The following is a 17107-nucleotide window of genomic DNA, read 5'->3' as shown; positions in this document are numbered from 1 at the left end:
CTCATTATATAGATGTTTTAGAATGGATTTTTACAAAATAGGGCTTAAAGTTTTTGGTAACTTGTACGTTGGGGAAGAGGGCTTCGCCCTAAACCCATTATAACTTCAAAGTTTAATTTTTAACTTGAAATAATAGCTCACTTAAATATTCAATCAAGGTTTTTCTAAACCTGGAATTCTATAATTTGAATCTGTTTTGAATAATAATGGATAGATTTCATTTTCTGAGTTATTTATCTGACCAACACCGATAATCTCCCCTTCATCTGAGATTTCAAAAGAATATACTAATTCCTGATCTTCTCTACCGTATATTTTTTGTTCAAGTACAATACCATTTAAGTTAGTGACTTCAAGAAACACATCGTAATTAGGCCATTGTTCTACACATACCCCAGCAATAACAACTGTATTATCAACAACTTTTAGTTCTTCAATTCTTGATAATGGCTTTATAGATAAGATTTCAAAAAATTCGACATCTAAAAGGTTATTATTTTTGATTGAATTTGATACCTTCATAAAGAAACTTTTCCATTCTTTTTCATTTAAGGAAGAAGCATATCCTCCTATATATATGTTTCCTTGATTGTCACTTGCTACAGATTTGGGATACTCGTTATATACGGTATTACCGTATTCATCGTAAAATATTAGAGAGCCTTCTTTACTATATTCTAAAAACAACAGATTATATTGTTTTTCAATATTTGAGTTTGAAGTACCAACAGCAATGATATTGTTTGAATTAACGATAACATCGACTATTTTTTCTTCATTTTCTCTTCCGAATGTATTTTCCCAAATTCTATCTCCTTTTTGATTTAATAAAGAAAGATAAGCTTGTACATTGTTATTTACTGAGATTTGTCCGGCGACTAAATATCCATTTGAGGTACTTTTAATAGTATTGAATATTCCTTGATAGTTTAATATATTAGACCAATTCATCGAACCACTTTTTGAGGTATTTAACACATAGGGTTTTCCATTTTTTTGTCCCACAAAAGTAAAATTATCGTTGTTAATGACTAGATCGTTAAGTTTAACGTTCCCGCTATCGATAAATACTTTGTTTTTAATTTCTCCATTATCGTTAATAAAATAAACATAGTATTGGTCTTTGATTTCTACTAACAGAACAAATTGATTACTACCTATCTTTTTAATCTTTTTAAAGATTGTATTCTTTTCATCAATTTGATGGAAGTAAAAATCTCCAACATTCTCTGTCAATTTTGCCTTTTCTTCTGATGTTATATATTCTAAGAAAGGGATTTTTTCATGTTCGGAATTTGTGGTTAAATAAGCTATAGATATGTCTTCTTTTGAAAATAAAAGAATTGTACTAACAATAAAAGTTAATCCCAGACCAGCAACTATAATATAAAACGGGATTTTTCTTTTCATGTATTTCCTCCTAATAATTTGTAACACGTACCCATTATAACTTCAAAATGCTATCTTTAGAAAATTCTTTATTTCTAAAGTACTTAATTGATAGCACAGATGTATGATTCAAATTATACCTTATATTTAATGCTATATGAGTTAGGATCATGCCAATTAAATAAAAAGTCAACCTTTAAATTTAACTTCTTTTCCATGTCTTCTTTGAGTGAAGAAGTTAAATATCCTGATAAATTATGAAAAGCATTAATTTCTATAGCTTTTATTTGATCCTTCTTTATCTCTTTTATAGAAGTTTCAATCTCTTTTAGTAATTTTCCAAAAACTATAGATGGAGATACTATCTTTCCTGTTCCATGACAAACTGGGCAAGAAAAATAAACGACTGAGTCTAAAGCAGGTGTAGTACGTTTACGAATCAGCTCTAAAAGTCCTAAATTTGTAAATCCTACAACAGTTAATTTAGATTTATCTTTTTGAGCCTCCTCTTTTATTACTTCGATGACCTCTTTTCGATGCAAGGGATCTTTCATGTCGATGAAATCTACTATTATCATACCTCCAATGTTTCTCAATCTTAGTTGTCTAACTATCTCCTTTGCGGCCTCTATATTTGTTATATAAGAAGTCTCTTCAACATTTTTACCTTCAAGGTTACTTGCCGAGTCTACATCGATAACAGTTAAAGCTTCTGCCCTATCAATGGTTATAATTCCACCATTTTCCAGATCGACTTTCTTGTTAAAGATCTCGTTCATTTGATTATATATACCATATTCTTTAAACGAATCACCTTTAACTAACTCTAGTAAAGGTTTAAATTTAAAATTTTTCAAAAGTTTTCTTAATTTTCTATAAATTTGTTTGTTATCAACAATGATTTTTTTTGTATTTGAATCTAATCTTTCCCTTAATATATATTCCATAAAATCAGTTTCTTCAAACAAAATTTGAGGCTTATTTGACGATTCATATTTTTCGAGTATATTTTTAAATATATTTCTTAGATTATCTAATTCATGTGCTAATTCAGTCTCTTCCATTCCTTCAGAATTTGTTCTAAAAATAATTCCTTCGCCCTTGTTTAATATCTTCTTTGAAATATCCCTGAGTCTTTGGCGTTCGTATTGACGAGTGATTTTTCTAGATATTCCTATATTATCGTTTGAATAAGGTAAATATACTAAATATTTACCTGGAATACTTATATGCATAGATAATTGAGGACCTTTACGACTGCTACCATCTTTTTTTACCTGGACCATAACTTTGTCCCCAACTTTATATTTTTCTGCTTTCCCAATAGTATCTCTAAATCGTAAAAAACCATTTTTCCCCGTTCCGATATTGACAAAAAATGCTTCAAGACCCGGTACTACATTTTCAATTTTACCTACAAATATTTTACCTGTATTAGTGTCTGTCTCAAAATCTTCGAAAAAAATTTCGGTTAACTTATTGTTCTCTAAAATAGCTATTCTAATTTCTTCAAGTATTTTACTAAAAACCATGATTTTTTCTTCATTCATTGATAGAACTCCTTTTCACTGTCCATTTTCTAAAAAATTCTTTCCATTAAATTTATTCATTGCCTCTTCTATTTTACCATCTAATATATAATCTATGGCTTGGCATACTACATCAAGTACAATATACAGTTCATACAATTCTTCCTCTGTAAAAGGAGCTAGAACATAATTAGCTAAATCACCACTTCCATGAACATAATTTTTATTAATACCGATCCTAATTCTAGGAAATTCAGTGCTTTTTAACACCGAGATTAGTGATTTCATTCCTTTGTGTCCACCATCAGAACCATTTTTTCTTATTCTTATTTCACCAAAGTTGAGCCAAATATCATCATAAATAACAATTAAATTTTCTTCAATTTTACCATACTTTTTAAATACAGCAGGTAAAACCTCTCCACTTAAATTCATATAAGTAAGAGGTTTAATAAATAAATTCCCGTTGATACTAAATCCTTCAAAATTTCTTCCGGAAATATTTTTAATATCATAAAATTTTTCTTTCTTCTCTTTATATCTATCTAAAGCTAAAAAACCCACGTTATGCTTTGTAAAAACATAACGCGGGCCTGGGTTTCCCAAACCTATTACTAAATTCTTCATTGATTATTCTTCTTCCTTTGCTTCTGTAGGTGCTTTTTCTTTGATTACTTCAGGTTCTGTTGGAGCTTCACCTTCTTCAACCTCTTCCTCCACAACCTCTTCTTCTTCTACTATTTCTCTAGGTTCAATGACTCCTGCTAAAACTTCTTCATCATCTAAAAGAATCTCAGCGCTTTCTGGAAGAAGTTTTTTGATATCTTCGATAGTGATGTTATCTCCAATTTGTAAATCTGAGATGTCTAATTCAAGACTTTCTATAATGTCAGAAGGTAAAATTTCTACTGGAATTTCGTGTAAATAGATATTAAGCGTACCTCCTTGTTCAACTCCTGCTGGTTCACCTAAGTAGGAAATAGGAATATTAATATTCATTTTTCTTCCTTCTTGTGGACAATAAAAATCTAGATGGATAGGCTTATCAGTTACTTTATGTCTCTGTATAGTTTTAATGAAAACAGTAAGTTTTTCATTAGAACTTTCACCAGTTATATTTAACTCAATTAATGTAGTAGCTGTAGCCTTTTCAATAAGTCTTTCTACGTCATTTGTTCGTATATTTATACACTTATTTTCTTTCATAGAAGGACCATATACTACTGCCGGAACTAGATTTTCCTTTCTGTGTTTGTTGGCTTTTAATTTTGGATCTCTTTCAAGTACCTCTAAAGTATAAGCATGTGCCATATCTTAACCTCCTAAATTACCTAATTTAAAGTTATTATATAAATTCTAAAATGATAAGAGTTTAATTAAATTTGTTATCTTGTATCAAGTTAAGGTTACTACCCTTAACCCATGTTTAAATTCAAAAATATTCATCTAAATAGTATACTAACAGATAAATTTTTCCTTATTCGCACTATTGCTTCACCTAGCAAAGAAGAACAAGGTAATTCAATAAATTTATCTGGCAATTGCTTATGATATATTGTGTCTGTAACGATAATTTTATCAATTCTTGAATTTTGTAAATTTTCAACGGCGTTTTGAGAAAATACTCCATGCGTTGCACAAGCAATTATGCTTTTTGCTCCAGCTTTATTTAATGCTTCTGATGCAGCCAGGAGAGAACCGCCTGTATCTATTATATCATCAAATAGTATACAATTTGCATCTTTAACATCGCCAATAAGGTTTATAATTTCTGCTACGTTATCTTTAGGTCTTCTTTTATCTAAAATAGCTAAAGGGCAACCAAGTTTTTCTGCAAATTTTCTAGCTCTTTTAACTCCACCTACATCAGGGGAGACTACAACTGTGTTACTTGAAGGAATTTTAATTTCTTCTAAAAAATATTTAGTGAATATTGGATAGCTCCAAAGATTGTCTACAGGGATATCAAAAAAGCCTTGAATTTGCTCAGCGTGTAAATCAATCGTAACGACCCTCGTTGCACCTGCAACAGTAATTAAATTAGCAACTAGTTTAGCAGTTATTGGATCTCTACCTCTAGCTTTTCTATCTTGTCTAGCATAACCATAGTAAGGAATTATTACAGAAATTGAACCGGCTGAGGCTCTCTTTAACGCATCAATCATAATAAGCAATTCCATGATATGGTTGTTTACGGGTGGAGAAAAGGATTGGATAACATAAACATCAAAACCTCTTACAGTTTCATTTATCCGCACATTAATTTCTCCGTCTGCAAAGGTTGAAACCTCACAGTCGCCAAGCCTTGTACCCATATATTCACCAATCTTCTTGGCTAAAGGAGGATTAGAATTACCCGCAAAGATCTTGAATTGCTGTTCATTTGTTGACATTTTTATTCTCCCTTCGAATTATTTTCCTTTTTTTCCTTTACCCAATTAAGCTTATTAATCTGTTGCGCCCTACCTAAAGCCAATGAATCTTCAGGAACATCCTTTGTTATTACAGAACCTGCTCCTATCAATGAATTTTTACCAACTTTTACAGGAGCAACTAAAGAAGTATTGCTACCGATGAATGCATAATCGTCAATATAAGTTTGATACTTATTTTTTCCATCATAGTTGCAAGTAATAGTACCTGCACCAATATTTACATTCTTACCTACATAAGTATCTCCCAAATATGTTAAATGTTGAGCTTTACTGTTTGAAGATATATGAGTTTTTTTTGTCTCAACAAAATTACCAACTTTAACATTTTCTTCTAGGAATGTTCCTTCTCTTAATCGAGAGAATGGTCCTATTTTAACATTGTCTTTTATTTCACTTAACTCACATTCTGAACGCAATATTTTGACATTATTTCCAATAATACAGTCTTTTATTCTAGTTAACGGTCCAATGTCACAATTTTCACCAATTTTTGTTTTCCCGTATATGAATGTTTGAGGCTGAATTATAGTATCCATACCAATTTCTACATCAGGGGATATATATGTTGAATAAGGATCAACAATGGTAACACCATTTAACATCAACTTTTTCATTATTTCCATTCTTATCTTTCTTTCTACTTCAAAAAGCTGAATTCTATCGTTTATACCAAGCACTTCTACATTATTTTCTAATTGAATAACCTCAGTTTTATCAAAAAATAAAAATACATCAGTTAAATAGTATTCCCCTTGTGCATTTTGGGGAGAAATCTTATTCAAAGAATCTTTCAATTTATCAGATTTGAAAATAGCTATTCCTGTATTCACTTCTTTTATATTTTTTTCATTAACAGAAGCATCTTTATCCTCTACTATTTTAATCAAACGATTTTTTGAATCTTTTATGATTCTTCCATAACCAGTTGGATCATCTAGAACAACCGATAATACAGTGGCATCATTATTATGTTCTAAGTGAGTATTGTATAGTAAATTTAAAGTATTATACGATATAAAAGGTACATCGCCATATAATACTAAAACATTATCCCCATTTTTCAAAAAATCTTTTGCACACATAACAGCATGTGCAGTACCCAATCGTTCTTTTTGTTCATATATAGTTATGTTAGTATCAATCAATTGCTTAACTATGTCAAAACCAGTTCCCAATACGATAGCAATTTCATCTGAAACCTTTTGAGCCACTTCAATCACCCAATTAACCATGGGTTTATCGAGAATTTTGTGAGCTACTTTTGGAATTTTTGAATTCATTCTTTTTCCTTGACCAGCTGCCAATATCAAAACTCTCACTTTCTTTCCCTACCTTTATAAGTAAATTCACAACTTTGCCAAACAATTCTTAATTATATCTTCTGTTGACATATTTTTCAAGTCTAATTCGTTAATTATCTTCATAACTTCATACCTTTGAAACCCCAATGTTTCTAAAGCTTCAAGGGCATCTCTAACATTTTTGGTTGAAGATAAATCAGTTGAAAATTGTGCAAAATTGTTAAAAGCTTCCGATAGTTCAGCTATCATACGTTCTGCAGTTTTTTTACCCACACCTGGTAATCCAGAAAGTCCATTAATATCTTGTGCATTGATCATACCAACAAGCATTTCAGCACTGACTTTTTTTAAAATCTTAGAAGATGTTCTTGGCCCCATTTTAGACACTTTTTTCAAAGCTTCAAAAACATCTCTTTCAAACTTATCTTCAAATATATACATTGATGTGTTCCACTCATTTGTTTCTAAACATACATAAAAATCCACTTTATCGCCAACGTTGTGATTTTGTAACACCTTAAAAGATGGATAGGCTTCCAGTACTATATCCCCTATCCTTATAAGTATAATTTCATCTTCAATATCTTCAATTATCGCCTTAATCTTTCTTATCATGAGAACCTACCTTTTCTTATTTTGAAAAAATCAAATTGGTAGAAAGATATTCTTTAATCTTCCCAACCAAATACAAAGAACCCGTAACAAAATAGACATCGCTTTTTTCTGAAAAGAGTTTCATAAAAGCTTCAGAAGTATCTGGAATGAATTCAACATTATTATTCCATTTTTTAAATTCCTCAAATACTGCTGCTGGGTCTTTTCCTCTAGATGTTGGAACAGAAGTAATAATAATTTTATCAAAGATTGGTGATATTATTTTTGCAATATTAATATAATCTTTGTCATTCAAAATGCCTATCATCGCAGTCTTCTTATCGTTGGAACAATAAACCTCAACACTATTTTTCAGTTGCTCTGCTGCAGCTACATTATGTGCCCCATCTAAAATGAGTTTTTTTCCGTTTATTTCTGTGTAATCAAAACGTCCTTCCCAAAAAAAGTTTTTCATAGAGTCTCTAAGTTTGTCTACAGATAGATTTATTCCATATTTTTCAGCAAATGCTTCGGCAGCTGCTAAAGAAATAGTTACATTTTGCATCTGAAAAGTACCATTAGCTTTAAATTGTAGGTCGTTGAGATCTAATTTTAATCCCTTATAATTTAACATATTTTCGTTGATATGAAATCTAGGATTCTCGTAACGAAAATCCTTGTTGTATTCAAATATCTTTTTTACTCCTACTTCTTCAGCCTTATCTAAGATAACCTTCTTTGGGGCATGATCTATATTGCCCAAAATTAAAAAGTTGTCTTTTTTTAAAATGCCTGCTTTTTCATAGGCAATTTTTTCCAAAGAATCACCCAACGTCTTAGTATGGTCTATAGCAATAGATGTAATAACAGATACATCAGAATTTACAACATTTGTAGCATCTAATCTTCCCCCCAGCCCTACCTCTAATACGGCTAAATCTACCTTCTCTTTTTCAAAAAATTTAAAAGCTAAAGCAGTCATAATTTCAAAAAAAGATGGAGAAAAATCAACACCCTTATTATCCATGGCTTTTATTGCATCTTCGATTTCAATATATGTTTGGACAAACTCATTTTCTGATATATTTGTACTATTTACCTTGATTCTTTCAGTTATTGAAACAAGATGTGGTGATATATAAGTTCCGACCTTCATACCTTGACCAATAAAAATATCAGAAACAGCCTTAGTAACACTGCCTTTTCCATTTGTTCCTGTAATATGAATAATTTTAAATTTATTTTGTGGGTTTCCTATTCTTTGAACTAACTCTTCAATTCTAGACAATCCTAACTTAATTGCAAAATTTGCAGATCCTCTTTCATAAAGGTTATCTATTAAATTAGCAAATTCCATTTAATTAATCTCCTTCATCAAATGATATAATTTTTCGTACTGTTTTTTACTCTCTTCTAATTTCTCATTAGTTTCACTAACAACTTCCGGATCTGCTTTTTCTACAAAATTTTTATTAGACAACTTTTTTTCGTATAATTCAATATCTTTTTTAATCTTTTCTAATTTCTTGGAAATTCTTTGTCTTTCAGCTTCTATATCAATCAGATCTCCCAAAGGCATGTAAATTTCCATATTTTCGTCAACATAAACGGTAGCTGAACTTTCGGGTTTTTTCTCTATTTGAATAATGTTTCTCACAAATCCAAGATTTGAAATTAATTCTTTATTGACTTCAAACCAATCTTCCAAAGATTTCATAACCTTGTAATTTAAAGTAACTTCTTGAACTTGAGGAATATTCATCTCAGCCTTAACATTTCTAATTTCTCGCACTAAGTCCATTATTTTTATAAAATCTTGAGTTTCTTTTTCAAAATTTAAATTCTTGTCGCTAATGGGCCATTTTGCAGTTATCAATAATTCTGAATCCTTATCAATAGGAAGCTTTTGCCATAACTCTTCTGTTATGTAGGGCATAAAAGGATGTAACAAACGTAAAGAACTATCAAAAACCTTAACTAGAACGTTTTGAACGATTAATTTTTCTTTTCCTTCCAATTTCAATCGATTCTTAGAAGCTTCTATATACCAATCACATAATTCATTCCAAAAAAACTCATATAAAAGTTTTGCTGCTTGATCAAACAAATAATCATCAATATACTTTTCTACTTCTTCAATAGTACTATTCAATCTTGTTAAAATCCATTTATCCTCAATCTTCAAATCGCCTTCATTTAACTCAAGTTTACTATAATCATCAATATTTAGTAAAACAAATCTAGCAGCGTTCCAAATCTTGTTAGCAAACTTCCTATAAGAATCAAAAAATCTGATGTCCAATTTTAAATCTCTACCTTGAGCTGCTAAAATAGCAAGAGTGAACCTTACAGGATCTGTGCCATATTGGGCAACCATTTCTGTAGGGTCAATCCCATTGCCTAGAGATTTAGACATTTTCCTTCCATATTTATCTCTAACAAGTTGATGAATATAGACGTCGTGAAAAGGGACATCCCCCATAAATTTTACTCCAAACATTACCATTCTAGCAACCCAAAAAAATATTATATCGAATCCAGTTACCAACAAATCGGTAGGATAAAAAGTAGCAAGATCTTCTGTTTCATCTGGCCAGCCAAGTGTTGAAAAAGGCCAAAGGGCTGATGAAAACCACGTATCTAGAACGTCTTCATCTTGTTTAATATTTTTTGAGCCACAATTTCCACAGTGCTCTATATCCTCAACAGATACATTTATATGGCCACAATCTTGGCAATACCAGACTGGGATTCTGTGACCCCACCATAGTTGTCGGGAAATACACCAGTCTCTAATTTCATACATCCAGTTAAGATAAGTTTTCTTCCATCTTTCAGGATAAAATTTAATATTATCGTTTTCAACAACCTCAATAGCTTTTTGAGCTAATGGTTTTGTTTTTACAAACCATTGGTCTAAAAGAAGAGGTTCTACAATATCATTACATCTATAACAATGGCCAACCGCATGTATGTAATTTTCTTCTTTTACTAAAAATTCTTCATTTTTTAAATCTTGAATAATTCTTTTCCTAGCTTCATATCTATCTAATCCTTTATATTTTCCACCGTTTTCATTTATCTTAGCGTGTTCATCTATAACTTGAATCATATCTAAGTTATGTCTTGCCCACATCTGATAATCATTAGGGTCATGAGCTGGAGTAACTTTAACAACGCCAGTTCCAAATTTTGGATCAACAAAAGGATCTGCAATTATGGGTAATTTTCTTCCAACTAACGGTAAAATTGCAGTCTTACCAATAATATCCTTATATCTATCATCTGATGGATTCACCGCTAAAGCTGTATCTCCAAGCATAGTTTCCGGTCTAGTAGTAGCTACTACAACAAAACCATCTTCTCCTTCAAGTGGATATTTAATATACCATAGCTTACCTTTATCTTCATGATGCTCAACTTCATCATCAGCAAGAACGGTCCCACACGAAGGACACCAGTTTACTATGTACTTTCCCCTATATATTAAGCCATCATTATATAAAGAAACAAAAGCGTTTCTTACTGACTTGTTTAAGCCTTCATCTAATGTAAATCTTTCTCTACTCCAATCTACTGAAGCACCTAAAGTTCTAATTTGATCTCTGATATGGTTTCGATATTTATTAGCCCAATCCCAAACTATTTCAATAAATTCATCCCTATCAAAGTCTTCTTTCCTCTTACCCTCTTCTTTTAATAAATACTGTTCAACAACATGTTGAGTAGCGATTCCAGCATGATCTTCGCCAGGAACCCATAAAGTCTTTACCCCTTTCATTCTATTGTAGCGAACAACAATATCTTGAAGCACTATATTTAATGCATGTCCCATATGCAATTTTCCGGTTATATTGGGTGGGGGGATTACTATACTAAACTTTCCATTTCCATCCTTTTTTGGCTCAAAAGCATGGTTTTCCTCCCACGTTTTATACCATTTATTTTCTAAAGTATGTGGTTCATATCTAGTTCCTATGTCCATTATATGAATCCTCCTAATTAAAAAGAGTGTATTTTTATTTGATTATAAATATTAGTTGTAGAGGGATTAGAGAGGGCTTTGCCCTGTACCCACTCACTTACATTAAAAAAATACAATAGCTTTTTATTTATTCAAAACAAAATACAACTAAGGTTTTGTATCATAACCTTTTTATTATTGAATAATAGATATATGAGTATAAATTAATTTGTCCATAATATTATACTTCACTCTTGTTTCAATTGTTCTTCATCTGTAGTAGGGCTACTTTGTTTATTTGATTCTTCAGATTTTTGAGGTTCTTTGTTTTCGTCATTTTCCGGTTGTTCTTGCGTATATTGCTTGTCTTTTAAAGGTGGTTTCCTTTTTTGAAAAAATTCAACGAAAGGCATATCAGTTTCCCTGCTTCTAGATAGGGTGCCTTCTGTTGAAAAAACCCCTTTATATCTCATAGGTTTTTGAATTGCCTCTACCTCACTCAATATTGTAACAGAAATAATTCTCAAAACAAACCCTATAATAAAAATTATTTGGATACCGTGATAGGTATCACCTAAAAAATTAATTTGAGTGTCTTTAAGAACGTTTGCAACTGAACCTCCAATAAGTGAGGCTGATATTGCAGCCATTCCTCCCATAAGAGAATTTGCTGCAATATAATTCTCAGAAGGATCTTTAGTTAATTCTAACAATAAATTGAATATAGATAAGTTAATTGCAGACCACGCAAAAGCAGAAAAAATAGCGTTTAAGAATAAAATACTTCTATAATTACTTGGGGTCATAAGGAAGTACATTAAAGGGCTAAAAGTAGATAAAAAAATACCTAAAGTCAATACATTTTTGCTTCCAAAGGCGTCTGCAAGAGCTCCATAAACTAAATAAAGAAGTATTGCCACAACACTGTTAAGAATACTCATCGCTGCCAAATAATTATAGTCAACGTTTAATATAGCAACTTCAAAGTAAGAAAAATAGGGTTTAGAAAATTCTATAGCAAAATTCCAAAAAAAGATAAATATTAAATAATTTCTGAAATTTTTGTCTTTAAAAGGTTGAGCTAGATTAATTTTTAAAAATTTTTCTTCTCCATTATTCTGAGGAAATTCATGCTTTGATAATAAAAAGGCTGAAAGGATTGCAAAAAAAGACATTAGGATAGTCACAAATAGAAGACCAGTTTTTAGATTAGGAAGTTCTAGTAATTTTGTGTACAAAAATAACATAACCATACCTGCGATTGAAGAAAAAATATTTCTGATACCAAAATATTTTCCTCTTAAGTCAAAAGGAACAACTTCTTTCATCAAAGCAGTCCACGTATTACCCACAAACGTACCAAAAAAAGAAAAAAGTAAAATAATTAATAATAAAGAATTATTAGATCTCACATCAAGAAAAATTAATATTGGAAGAACAAGGAACAAACTCCTCGATACAAAAGCGTTTACGACCATCCCTTTTTTCCTTGAACCAATCATATTATTTACTTTTGGAGTAAAAATTTGAAACATTTGTGCTATAATTGGAAAAGAGGTCATTATTGATATATACAAAGGCGAAGCGTTAAAATATAGAGCAAGAGTTGTAAATATAAAGCCCTGAGTAGCTATATAGAAAGCATTATAGCTAGATGCTTCCATGATTGAAAGGATCATTGTTTTGTTGTACTTTGCCATATCAACTAAATCTCCTTATACCGTCAGTATTTTATAAAAGTTTGTTAAACTAATAAATTCATACTCATTCCATATTATAATTCACAAATGAAAAATAAAGTTTAATATATCATTTAATAATTGTTATATTTTAAAATATAGTTTTCAAAAAGTTTGTTTTGTAAGAAAGGAGCATCTTATACAAATGGATAAAAGTCATCCTTATGTAATTTGGGCTCAAAAAGTAATAGAAAATTATGTTAAAGATAAAAAAAGAATAAAATTTGATGACACACTTCCAAAAGAAATATTTGCTAAAAAGAGAGGTTGTTTTGTTAGCATTCACAAAAAAGATGGACAATTAAGAGGTTGTATAGGAACAATATTTCCTATATATAAAAATCTTATTGAAGAAATACAAGAAAATGCTATTGCTGCCGCCACTAGGGATCCTAGATTTCCTCCAGTTAGTCCATCAGAGCTAGAAGATTTGGTTATTTCAGTTGATATATTATCAGATTTAGAAAAGGTTGAAGATACAAAAGATCTTAATCCCAAGGTTTATGGCGTAGTTGTAAAAAGTGGATACAAAAAAGGGGTTTTGCTACCAGATATTGAGGGAGTAGATACTGTTGAGGAACAGTTAAGAATTGCTAAAATGAAAGCCGGTATATATAAAGATGAACCGGTTGAAATATATAGATTTACTGTAGAAAGGTATTATTAAAGTATTTAGAGGTGAATAATTAATGAAAATAAACTCGTTGTTTTATGAAGTGTACAAAGACGATATATTAAAATGTACTTTATGCCCGCACGAGTGTATATTATATCCAAATAAAAAGGGGATTTGCGGGGTTAGACAAAATATCGGTGGTGAAATGTATTCTCTAAATTATGCTGATACAACCAGCATGGGATTAGATCCGATGGAGAAAAAGCCCCTTTATCATTTTCATCCGGGAGAAAAAATACTCTCTTTAGGAACATGGGGATGCAATTTACAATGCCCTTTTTGTCAGAACTACGATATATCTCAAGAAAAACCTACAAATCTAAGAAAGGTATTTCCTAAAGCATTACCTGCTATACTCGAAAATTATGAAAATGTTCATGGAGTAGCTTATACATACTCTGAACCAATAGTATGGTTCGAGTTTGTGTTAGATTCAGCAAGAGCAATTAAATATGCGGATCCTGAAAATTACAACGTTTTGGTAACAAATGGCTATATCAACGAAGAAGCTTTAAAATTAATGTTACAATATATTGATGCTTTAAACGTTGATTTAAAATGTTTTGATGATAAGATATATAGGAAATATTTAAAAGGTAGCTTAGAACCAGTTAAACGAACCATACAACTATCGATAGAAAGTAATTTACATGTCGAGGTAACAACGTTGATTGTTCCTACGATAAATGATGATTTAGATATGCTAGAAAAAGAATTTATTTGGTTGTCAAGCTTATCAAAAGACATACCCCTTCATTTATCTAGATATCATCCCTCATATAAGTTTGATAAACCAGCTACGAACCTTTCTTTTTTGGAAGAGGCATATAAATTAGCTAAGGAATATCTTAATTTTGTTTATCTTGGAAACGTCAGGAAACCAGAATATGAAAGCACATATTGTCCGGATTGTGGCGTTCTTCTTATCTCGAGAAATGGATATAATATTGATATAAAAGGTTTAAACCCAAAAGGAGAGTGCGAAAATTGCGGAAGAAAAGTGGTCGAAGTATAAGACTATACATATATATTGCAGCAATAGCGGTTGGAGTTGTTCTGCTATCTTTACTTATTTTTTCTAAGCCTACTCCGGTTTACAGTGAAAAAATTTTTCCGTCTTTAGGAACGGTAATTAGGGTTAATTTAGCAGGAGATAAAGTGTCTTCTGATGTTTTAATTAATATTGCAGAAAAAGAGTTTTTAAGGATTCATAATAAATATAGTCCCAATGTGCAGGACAGTCTAGTATCTATTTTAAACCAAAATGGAACAGTAACAGTAGATGAAGAAGCATTATTTTTGTTTCAATCTGCATATAATTATGCTGCTTTGACTGGTGGAGCTTTTGATCCAACCGTTAGACCATTAATTAAACTTTGGGGATTTGATGATGAGTTTTCTACAAAACGAGTACCTACTCAGGAAGAAATTAATGAAGCATTGAGTTATGTAGATTATAGATTTATTGATATTGACAAAGATAATATGCAAGTTTCTCTTTTAAAAGAAGGAGTAGAAGTGGATCTAGGAGCAATAGCTAAAGGATATGCCGTTGATTTGGTTATTCAAAGAATTAGAGAAGTAGATCCAAAAGCAACAGGGTTTATTGATGCTGGTGGAGATATAGGTATTATAGGTCCAAAGTTTAAAGAGCTTGCTTGGGTTATAGGTATAAGGGATCCTTTTTCAGACGAATACTTTACATCAATAGATACAATTTATCTTACAAATGGTGGAGTTGCTACTTCTGGTAATTATGAAAGATATTTCATTTCAGACGGGATAAAATACCACCACATAATAGATCCACAGACAGGTTATCCTGCAACAGGTGCGGTAAGTGTAACAGTTATATCAGAAAATGTGATGATTGCTGATGTCTTTTCAACCGCTCTTTTTGTTTTAGGATATGATAATCCTGCACTAGAGCATTTTACTGATTTTGGTATTCAAGCTCTTGTAATTTCTCCTACAGGTGAAAGTACAGAAACAAGTGGATTTGATTATTTTAGGGAGAAAATTAAATAATGAAGTTTGCAAAAAAGAGTGACATTTTCATTTTGATTATTATTTTTATTATAATCTTTTTTTTTATGTCTATAACTTTTTTTCGTTCAGCAGGACTGGTAGACGGAGCTCAAGTTTATTTAAAAGGTAAAATAATATTAGAAATTCGTAAAGAAGGCACTTACAGTATATACAACGAAGACGAAGAGTTCTTGATGAATGTTGAATATTTTAATAATGCTGTTAGGGTTAATGAGGCTACTTGTCCAGATAAAATTTGTGAAACTACTGGCTGGGTAAGCACACCAAACCAACCCATTATTTGCATACCTAATAAAGTAGTTGTTAAACCTACTGGAAATCAAAACAAAGCAGGAGTCGATTTATACACATGGTGAAAACAAAAAAAATATCATACATTGCTATCTTAACCGCCCTAGCGTCTGCTGTTTATTATGTCGAAAGTTTTTTACCACTTCCGGTAGCTATTCCAGGAGCACGTTGGGGATTTTCTAATTTTCCGTTACTCCTTTCTGTAGTAACAGATGTTGGGTTAACCAATACATTATACATAGCCCTACTAAAAACATTGTTAGGTTCTATTTTAAGTGGTCGATTTTTATCACCAATGTTTTGGATGGGGTTAGGTGGTGCAGTTGCGAGTGCCCTTACTATGTCGATCTCTTTCAAACTAATGAAAAAAGCTAGTGTACTAGGAATAAGTGAAATAGGAGCTTTTTTCAGTAATACAGTTCAAACACTAATAGCAGGCATATTTATTGTAAAATCAAAAGGAATAATATGGTACTATCCCTATATGCTATTTTTTGGTGTCATCACAGCTTTTATCAATTCCACAATAGTTAGCGCAATATTAAGGAGTGTAAAATTTGATCAATTCAAGAATTAAAATAGTATTAGGTTCGTCTTCTCCCAGAAGACAGCAACTACTAAAATTGATAGTAAAAGATTTTTCAATTAGAGTATCAAACAATAATGAAAAAAGTACTTCAAATAACCCACAAGAAATGGTAAAAGAAATATCTCTAAACAAGAGCCATGATATTCCTCTATTTCATGAAGAACTATTAATTACAGCTGATACTATAGTAGCTTTAGGCAATACTATTTTTGGAAAACCTAAAGATTATGATGAAGCTTTTAAAATTTTAAAAACCTTATCTGGGTGCACCCACCAAGTTTATACTGGTGTGACCTTAAGAACAAAAGAAAAGGCAACGTCATTTTCTGAAGTTTCGCATGTTACCTTTTACGAATTAGAAGATAAACTTATTGACTATTACATAACAAATTATTCTCCGTATGATAAGGCGGGTGCCTATGCAATACAAGATTTTGCCGCAGTATTTGTTAAAAAAATTGAAGGAGATTACTACAACATAATGGGACTACCCGTTGCAAAATTATTCAGAGAAATTAACAAGTTCATATCTACAGTTCAATAAAAAGGAG

16 protein-coding genes are annotated in these 17107 nt (G+C 31.1%); 6 read left to right on the top strand and 10 right to left on the bottom strand.

Going from position 1 to position 17107, the window contains the following annotated elements; genetic code table 11:
* Nucleotides 1-153 precede the first annotated feature (153 nt).
* The 10 genes from DTL3_RS08510 to DTL3_RS08465 all read right to left on the bottom strand — a co-directional run bounded on the left by DTL3_RS08510 (nucleotide 154) and on the right by DTL3_RS08465 (nucleotide 12912).
* Nucleotides 154-1410 carry a hypothetical protein gene (locus DTL3_RS08510; protein WP_045088341.1) on the bottom strand — a complete coding sequence of 419 codons (1257 nt, stop codon included), beginning with the start codon at nucleotides 1408-1410 and terminating at the stop codon, nucleotides 154-156.
* Nucleotides 1411-1523: 113 nt separating this feature from the next.
* Nucleotides 1524-2939, bottom strand: a complete 1416-nt coding sequence (locus DTL3_RS08505) for an Rne/Rng family ribonuclease (protein ID WP_052670454.1) — start codon at nucleotides 2937-2939, stop codon at nucleotides 1524-1526.
* Nucleotides 2940-2954: 15 nt separating this feature from the next.
* The gene (gene pth / locus DTL3_RS08500) at nucleotides 2955-3545 is read right to left on the bottom strand and encodes an aminoacyl-tRNA hydrolase (RefSeq protein ID WP_045088340.1); all 591 of its coding nucleotides are present in this window, start codon (nucleotides 3543-3545) and stop codon (nucleotides 2955-2957) included.
* A 3-nt stretch (nucleotides 3546-3548) separates the two neighbouring features.
* On the bottom strand, nucleotides 3549-4229 hold the full coding sequence (locus DTL3_RS08495) for a 50S ribosomal protein L25 (protein ID WP_045088339.1): 681 nt from the start codon (nucleotides 4227-4229) through the stop codon (nucleotides 3549-3551).
* A 131-nt stretch (nucleotides 4230-4360) separates the two neighbouring features.
* Nucleotides 4361-5311 carry a ribose-phosphate pyrophosphokinase gene (locus DTL3_RS08490; protein ID WP_045088338.1) on the bottom strand — a complete coding sequence of 317 codons (951 nt, stop codon included), beginning with the start codon at nucleotides 5309-5311 and terminating at the stop codon, nucleotides 4361-4363.
* Between the two features lie 2 nt (nucleotides 5312-5313).
* Entirely contained in the window at nucleotides 5314-6672 is a 1359-nt protein-coding gene (gene glmU / locus DTL3_RS08485) for a bifunctional UDP-N-acetylglucosamine diphosphorylase/glucosamine-1-phosphate N-acetyltransferase GlmU (RefSeq protein ID WP_045088337.1), read from the bottom strand.
* A 27-nt stretch (nucleotides 6673-6699) separates the two neighbouring features.
* A complete protein-coding gene (ruvA, locus tag DTL3_RS08480) occupies nucleotides 6700-7269 on the bottom strand; it encodes a Holliday junction branch migration protein RuvA (protein ID WP_045088336.1) in 570 nt (189 codons plus the stop codon).
* 16 nt (nucleotides 7270-7285) lie between these two features.
* A complete protein-coding gene (locus DTL3_RS08475) occupies nucleotides 7286-8605 on the bottom strand; it encodes a bifunctional folylpolyglutamate synthase/dihydrofolate synthase (protein ID WP_045088335.1) in 1320 nt (439 codons plus the stop codon).
* Complete coding sequence (locus tag DTL3_RS08470) at nucleotides 8606-11236, bottom strand: valine--tRNA ligase (protein WP_045088334.1); 2631 nt, start codon at nucleotides 11234-11236, stop codon at nucleotides 8606-8608. It lies immediately after the preceding gene.
* Between the two features lie 224 nt (nucleotides 11237-11460).
* A complete protein-coding gene (locus DTL3_RS08465; protein ID WP_052670452.1) occupies nucleotides 11461-12912 on the bottom strand; it encodes an MFS transporter in 1452 nt (483 codons plus the stop codon).
* 184 nt (nucleotides 12913-13096) lie between these two features.
* On the opposite strand from DTL3_RS08465, the gene amrA reads away from it, so the two are divergent.
* Genes amrA through DTL3_RS08435 form a run of 6 tightly spaced genes read left to right on the top strand, consistent with a single transcriptional unit; the run spans nucleotide 13097 to nucleotide 17100 of the window.
* Nucleotides 13097-13618 (top strand): AmmeMemoRadiSam system protein A, encoded by a 522-nt coding sequence (gene amrA / locus DTL3_RS08460; RefSeq protein ID WP_045088333.1) that lies wholly within the window; start codon nucleotides 13097-13099, stop codon nucleotides 13616-13618.
* Between the two features lie 22 nt (nucleotides 13619-13640).
* Nucleotides 13641-14642 carry an AmmeMemoRadiSam system radical SAM enzyme gene (amrS, locus tag DTL3_RS08455; RefSeq protein WP_045088332.1) on the top strand — a complete coding sequence of 334 codons (1002 nt, stop codon included), beginning with the start codon at nucleotides 13641-13643 and terminating at the stop codon, nucleotides 14640-14642.
* Nucleotides 14615-15655, top strand: a complete 1041-nt coding sequence (locus DTL3_RS08450; protein ID WP_045088331.1) for an FAD:protein FMN transferase — start codon at nucleotides 14615-14617, stop codon at nucleotides 15653-15655. Before amrS ends, DTL3_RS08450 begins: the two co-directional genes overlap by 28 nt.
* Nucleotides 15655-16032, top strand: a complete 378-nt coding sequence (locus DTL3_RS08445; protein WP_045088330.1) for a NusG domain II-containing protein — start codon at nucleotides 15655-15657, stop codon at nucleotides 16030-16032. The genes DTL3_RS08450 and DTL3_RS08445 overlap by 1 nt, the downstream gene beginning before the upstream one ends.
* Nucleotides 16026-16544 carry a Gx transporter family protein gene (locus DTL3_RS08440; protein ID WP_045088329.1) on the top strand — a complete coding sequence of 173 codons (519 nt, stop codon included), beginning with the start codon at nucleotides 16026-16028 and terminating at the stop codon, nucleotides 16542-16544. The genes DTL3_RS08445 and DTL3_RS08440 overlap by 7 nt, the downstream gene beginning before the upstream one ends.
* The gene (locus DTL3_RS08435) at nucleotides 16525-17100 is read left to right on the top strand and encodes a Maf family nucleotide pyrophosphatase (RefSeq protein ID WP_052670451.1); all 576 of its coding nucleotides are present in this window, start codon (nucleotides 16525-16527) and stop codon (nucleotides 17098-17100) included. Before DTL3_RS08440 ends, DTL3_RS08435 begins: the two co-directional genes overlap by 20 nt.
* Nucleotides 17101-17107 lie beyond the last annotated feature (7 nt).

The organism is Defluviitoga tunisiensis (assembly GCF_000953715.1).
Classification (GTDB): Bacteria; Thermotogota; Thermotogae; order Petrotogales; family Petrotogaceae; genus Defluviitoga; species Defluviitoga tunisiensis.
Note: the sequence above shows the minus strand (reverse complement) of the source record. Positions and strands in the feature narration are given on the sequence as shown.

What these genes read in the sequence shown, in the direction of transcription:
- DTL3_RS08445 (WP_045088330.1), top strand. Translation starts at nt 15,655, where the DNA reads ATGAAGTTTGCAAAAAAGAGTGACATTTTCATTTTGATTATTATTTTT.
- DTL3_RS08440 (WP_045088329.1), top strand. Translation starts at nt 16,026, where the DNA reads ATGGTGAAAACAAAAAAAATATCATACATTGCTATCTTAACCGCCCTA.
- DTL3_RS08510 (WP_045088341.1), bottom strand. Translation starts at nt 1,410, where the DNA reads ATGAAAAGAAAAATCCCGTTTTATATTATAGTTGCTGGTCTGGGATTA.
- pth (WP_045088340.1), bottom strand. Translation starts at nt 3,545, where the DNA reads ATGAAGAATTTAGTAATAGGTTTGGGAAACCCAGGCCCGCGTTATGTT.
- ruvA (WP_045088336.1), bottom strand. Translation starts at nt 7,269, where the DNA reads ATGATAAGAAAGATTAAGGCGATAATTGAAGATATTGAAGATGAAATT.
- DTL3_RS08490 (WP_045088338.1), bottom strand. Translation starts at nt 5,311, where the DNA reads ATGTCAACAAATGAACAGCAATTCAAGATCTTTGCGGGTAATTCTAAT.
- amrA (WP_045088333.1), top strand. Translation starts at nt 13,097, where the DNA reads ATGGATAAAAGTCATCCTTATGTAATTTGGGCTCAAAAAGTAATAGAA.
- amrS (WP_045088332.1), top strand. Translation starts at nt 13,641, where the DNA reads ATGAAAATAAACTCGTTGTTTTATGAAGTGTACAAAGACGATATATTA.
- DTL3_RS08505 (WP_052670454.1), bottom strand. Translation starts at nt 2,939, where the DNA reads ATGAATGAAGAAAAAATCATGGTTTTTAGTAAAATACTTGAAGAAATT.
- DTL3_RS08495 (WP_045088339.1), bottom strand. Translation starts at nt 4,229, where the DNA reads ATGGCACATGCTTATACTTTAGAGGTACTTGAAAGAGATCCAAAATTA.
- DTL3_RS08475 (WP_045088335.1), bottom strand. Translation starts at nt 8,605, where the DNA reads ATGGAATTTGCTAATTTAATAGATAACCTTTATGAAAGAGGATCTGCA.
- DTL3_RS08465 (WP_052670452.1), bottom strand. Translation starts at nt 12,912, where the DNA reads ATGGCAAAGTACAACAAAACAATGATCCTTTCAATCATGGAAGCATCT.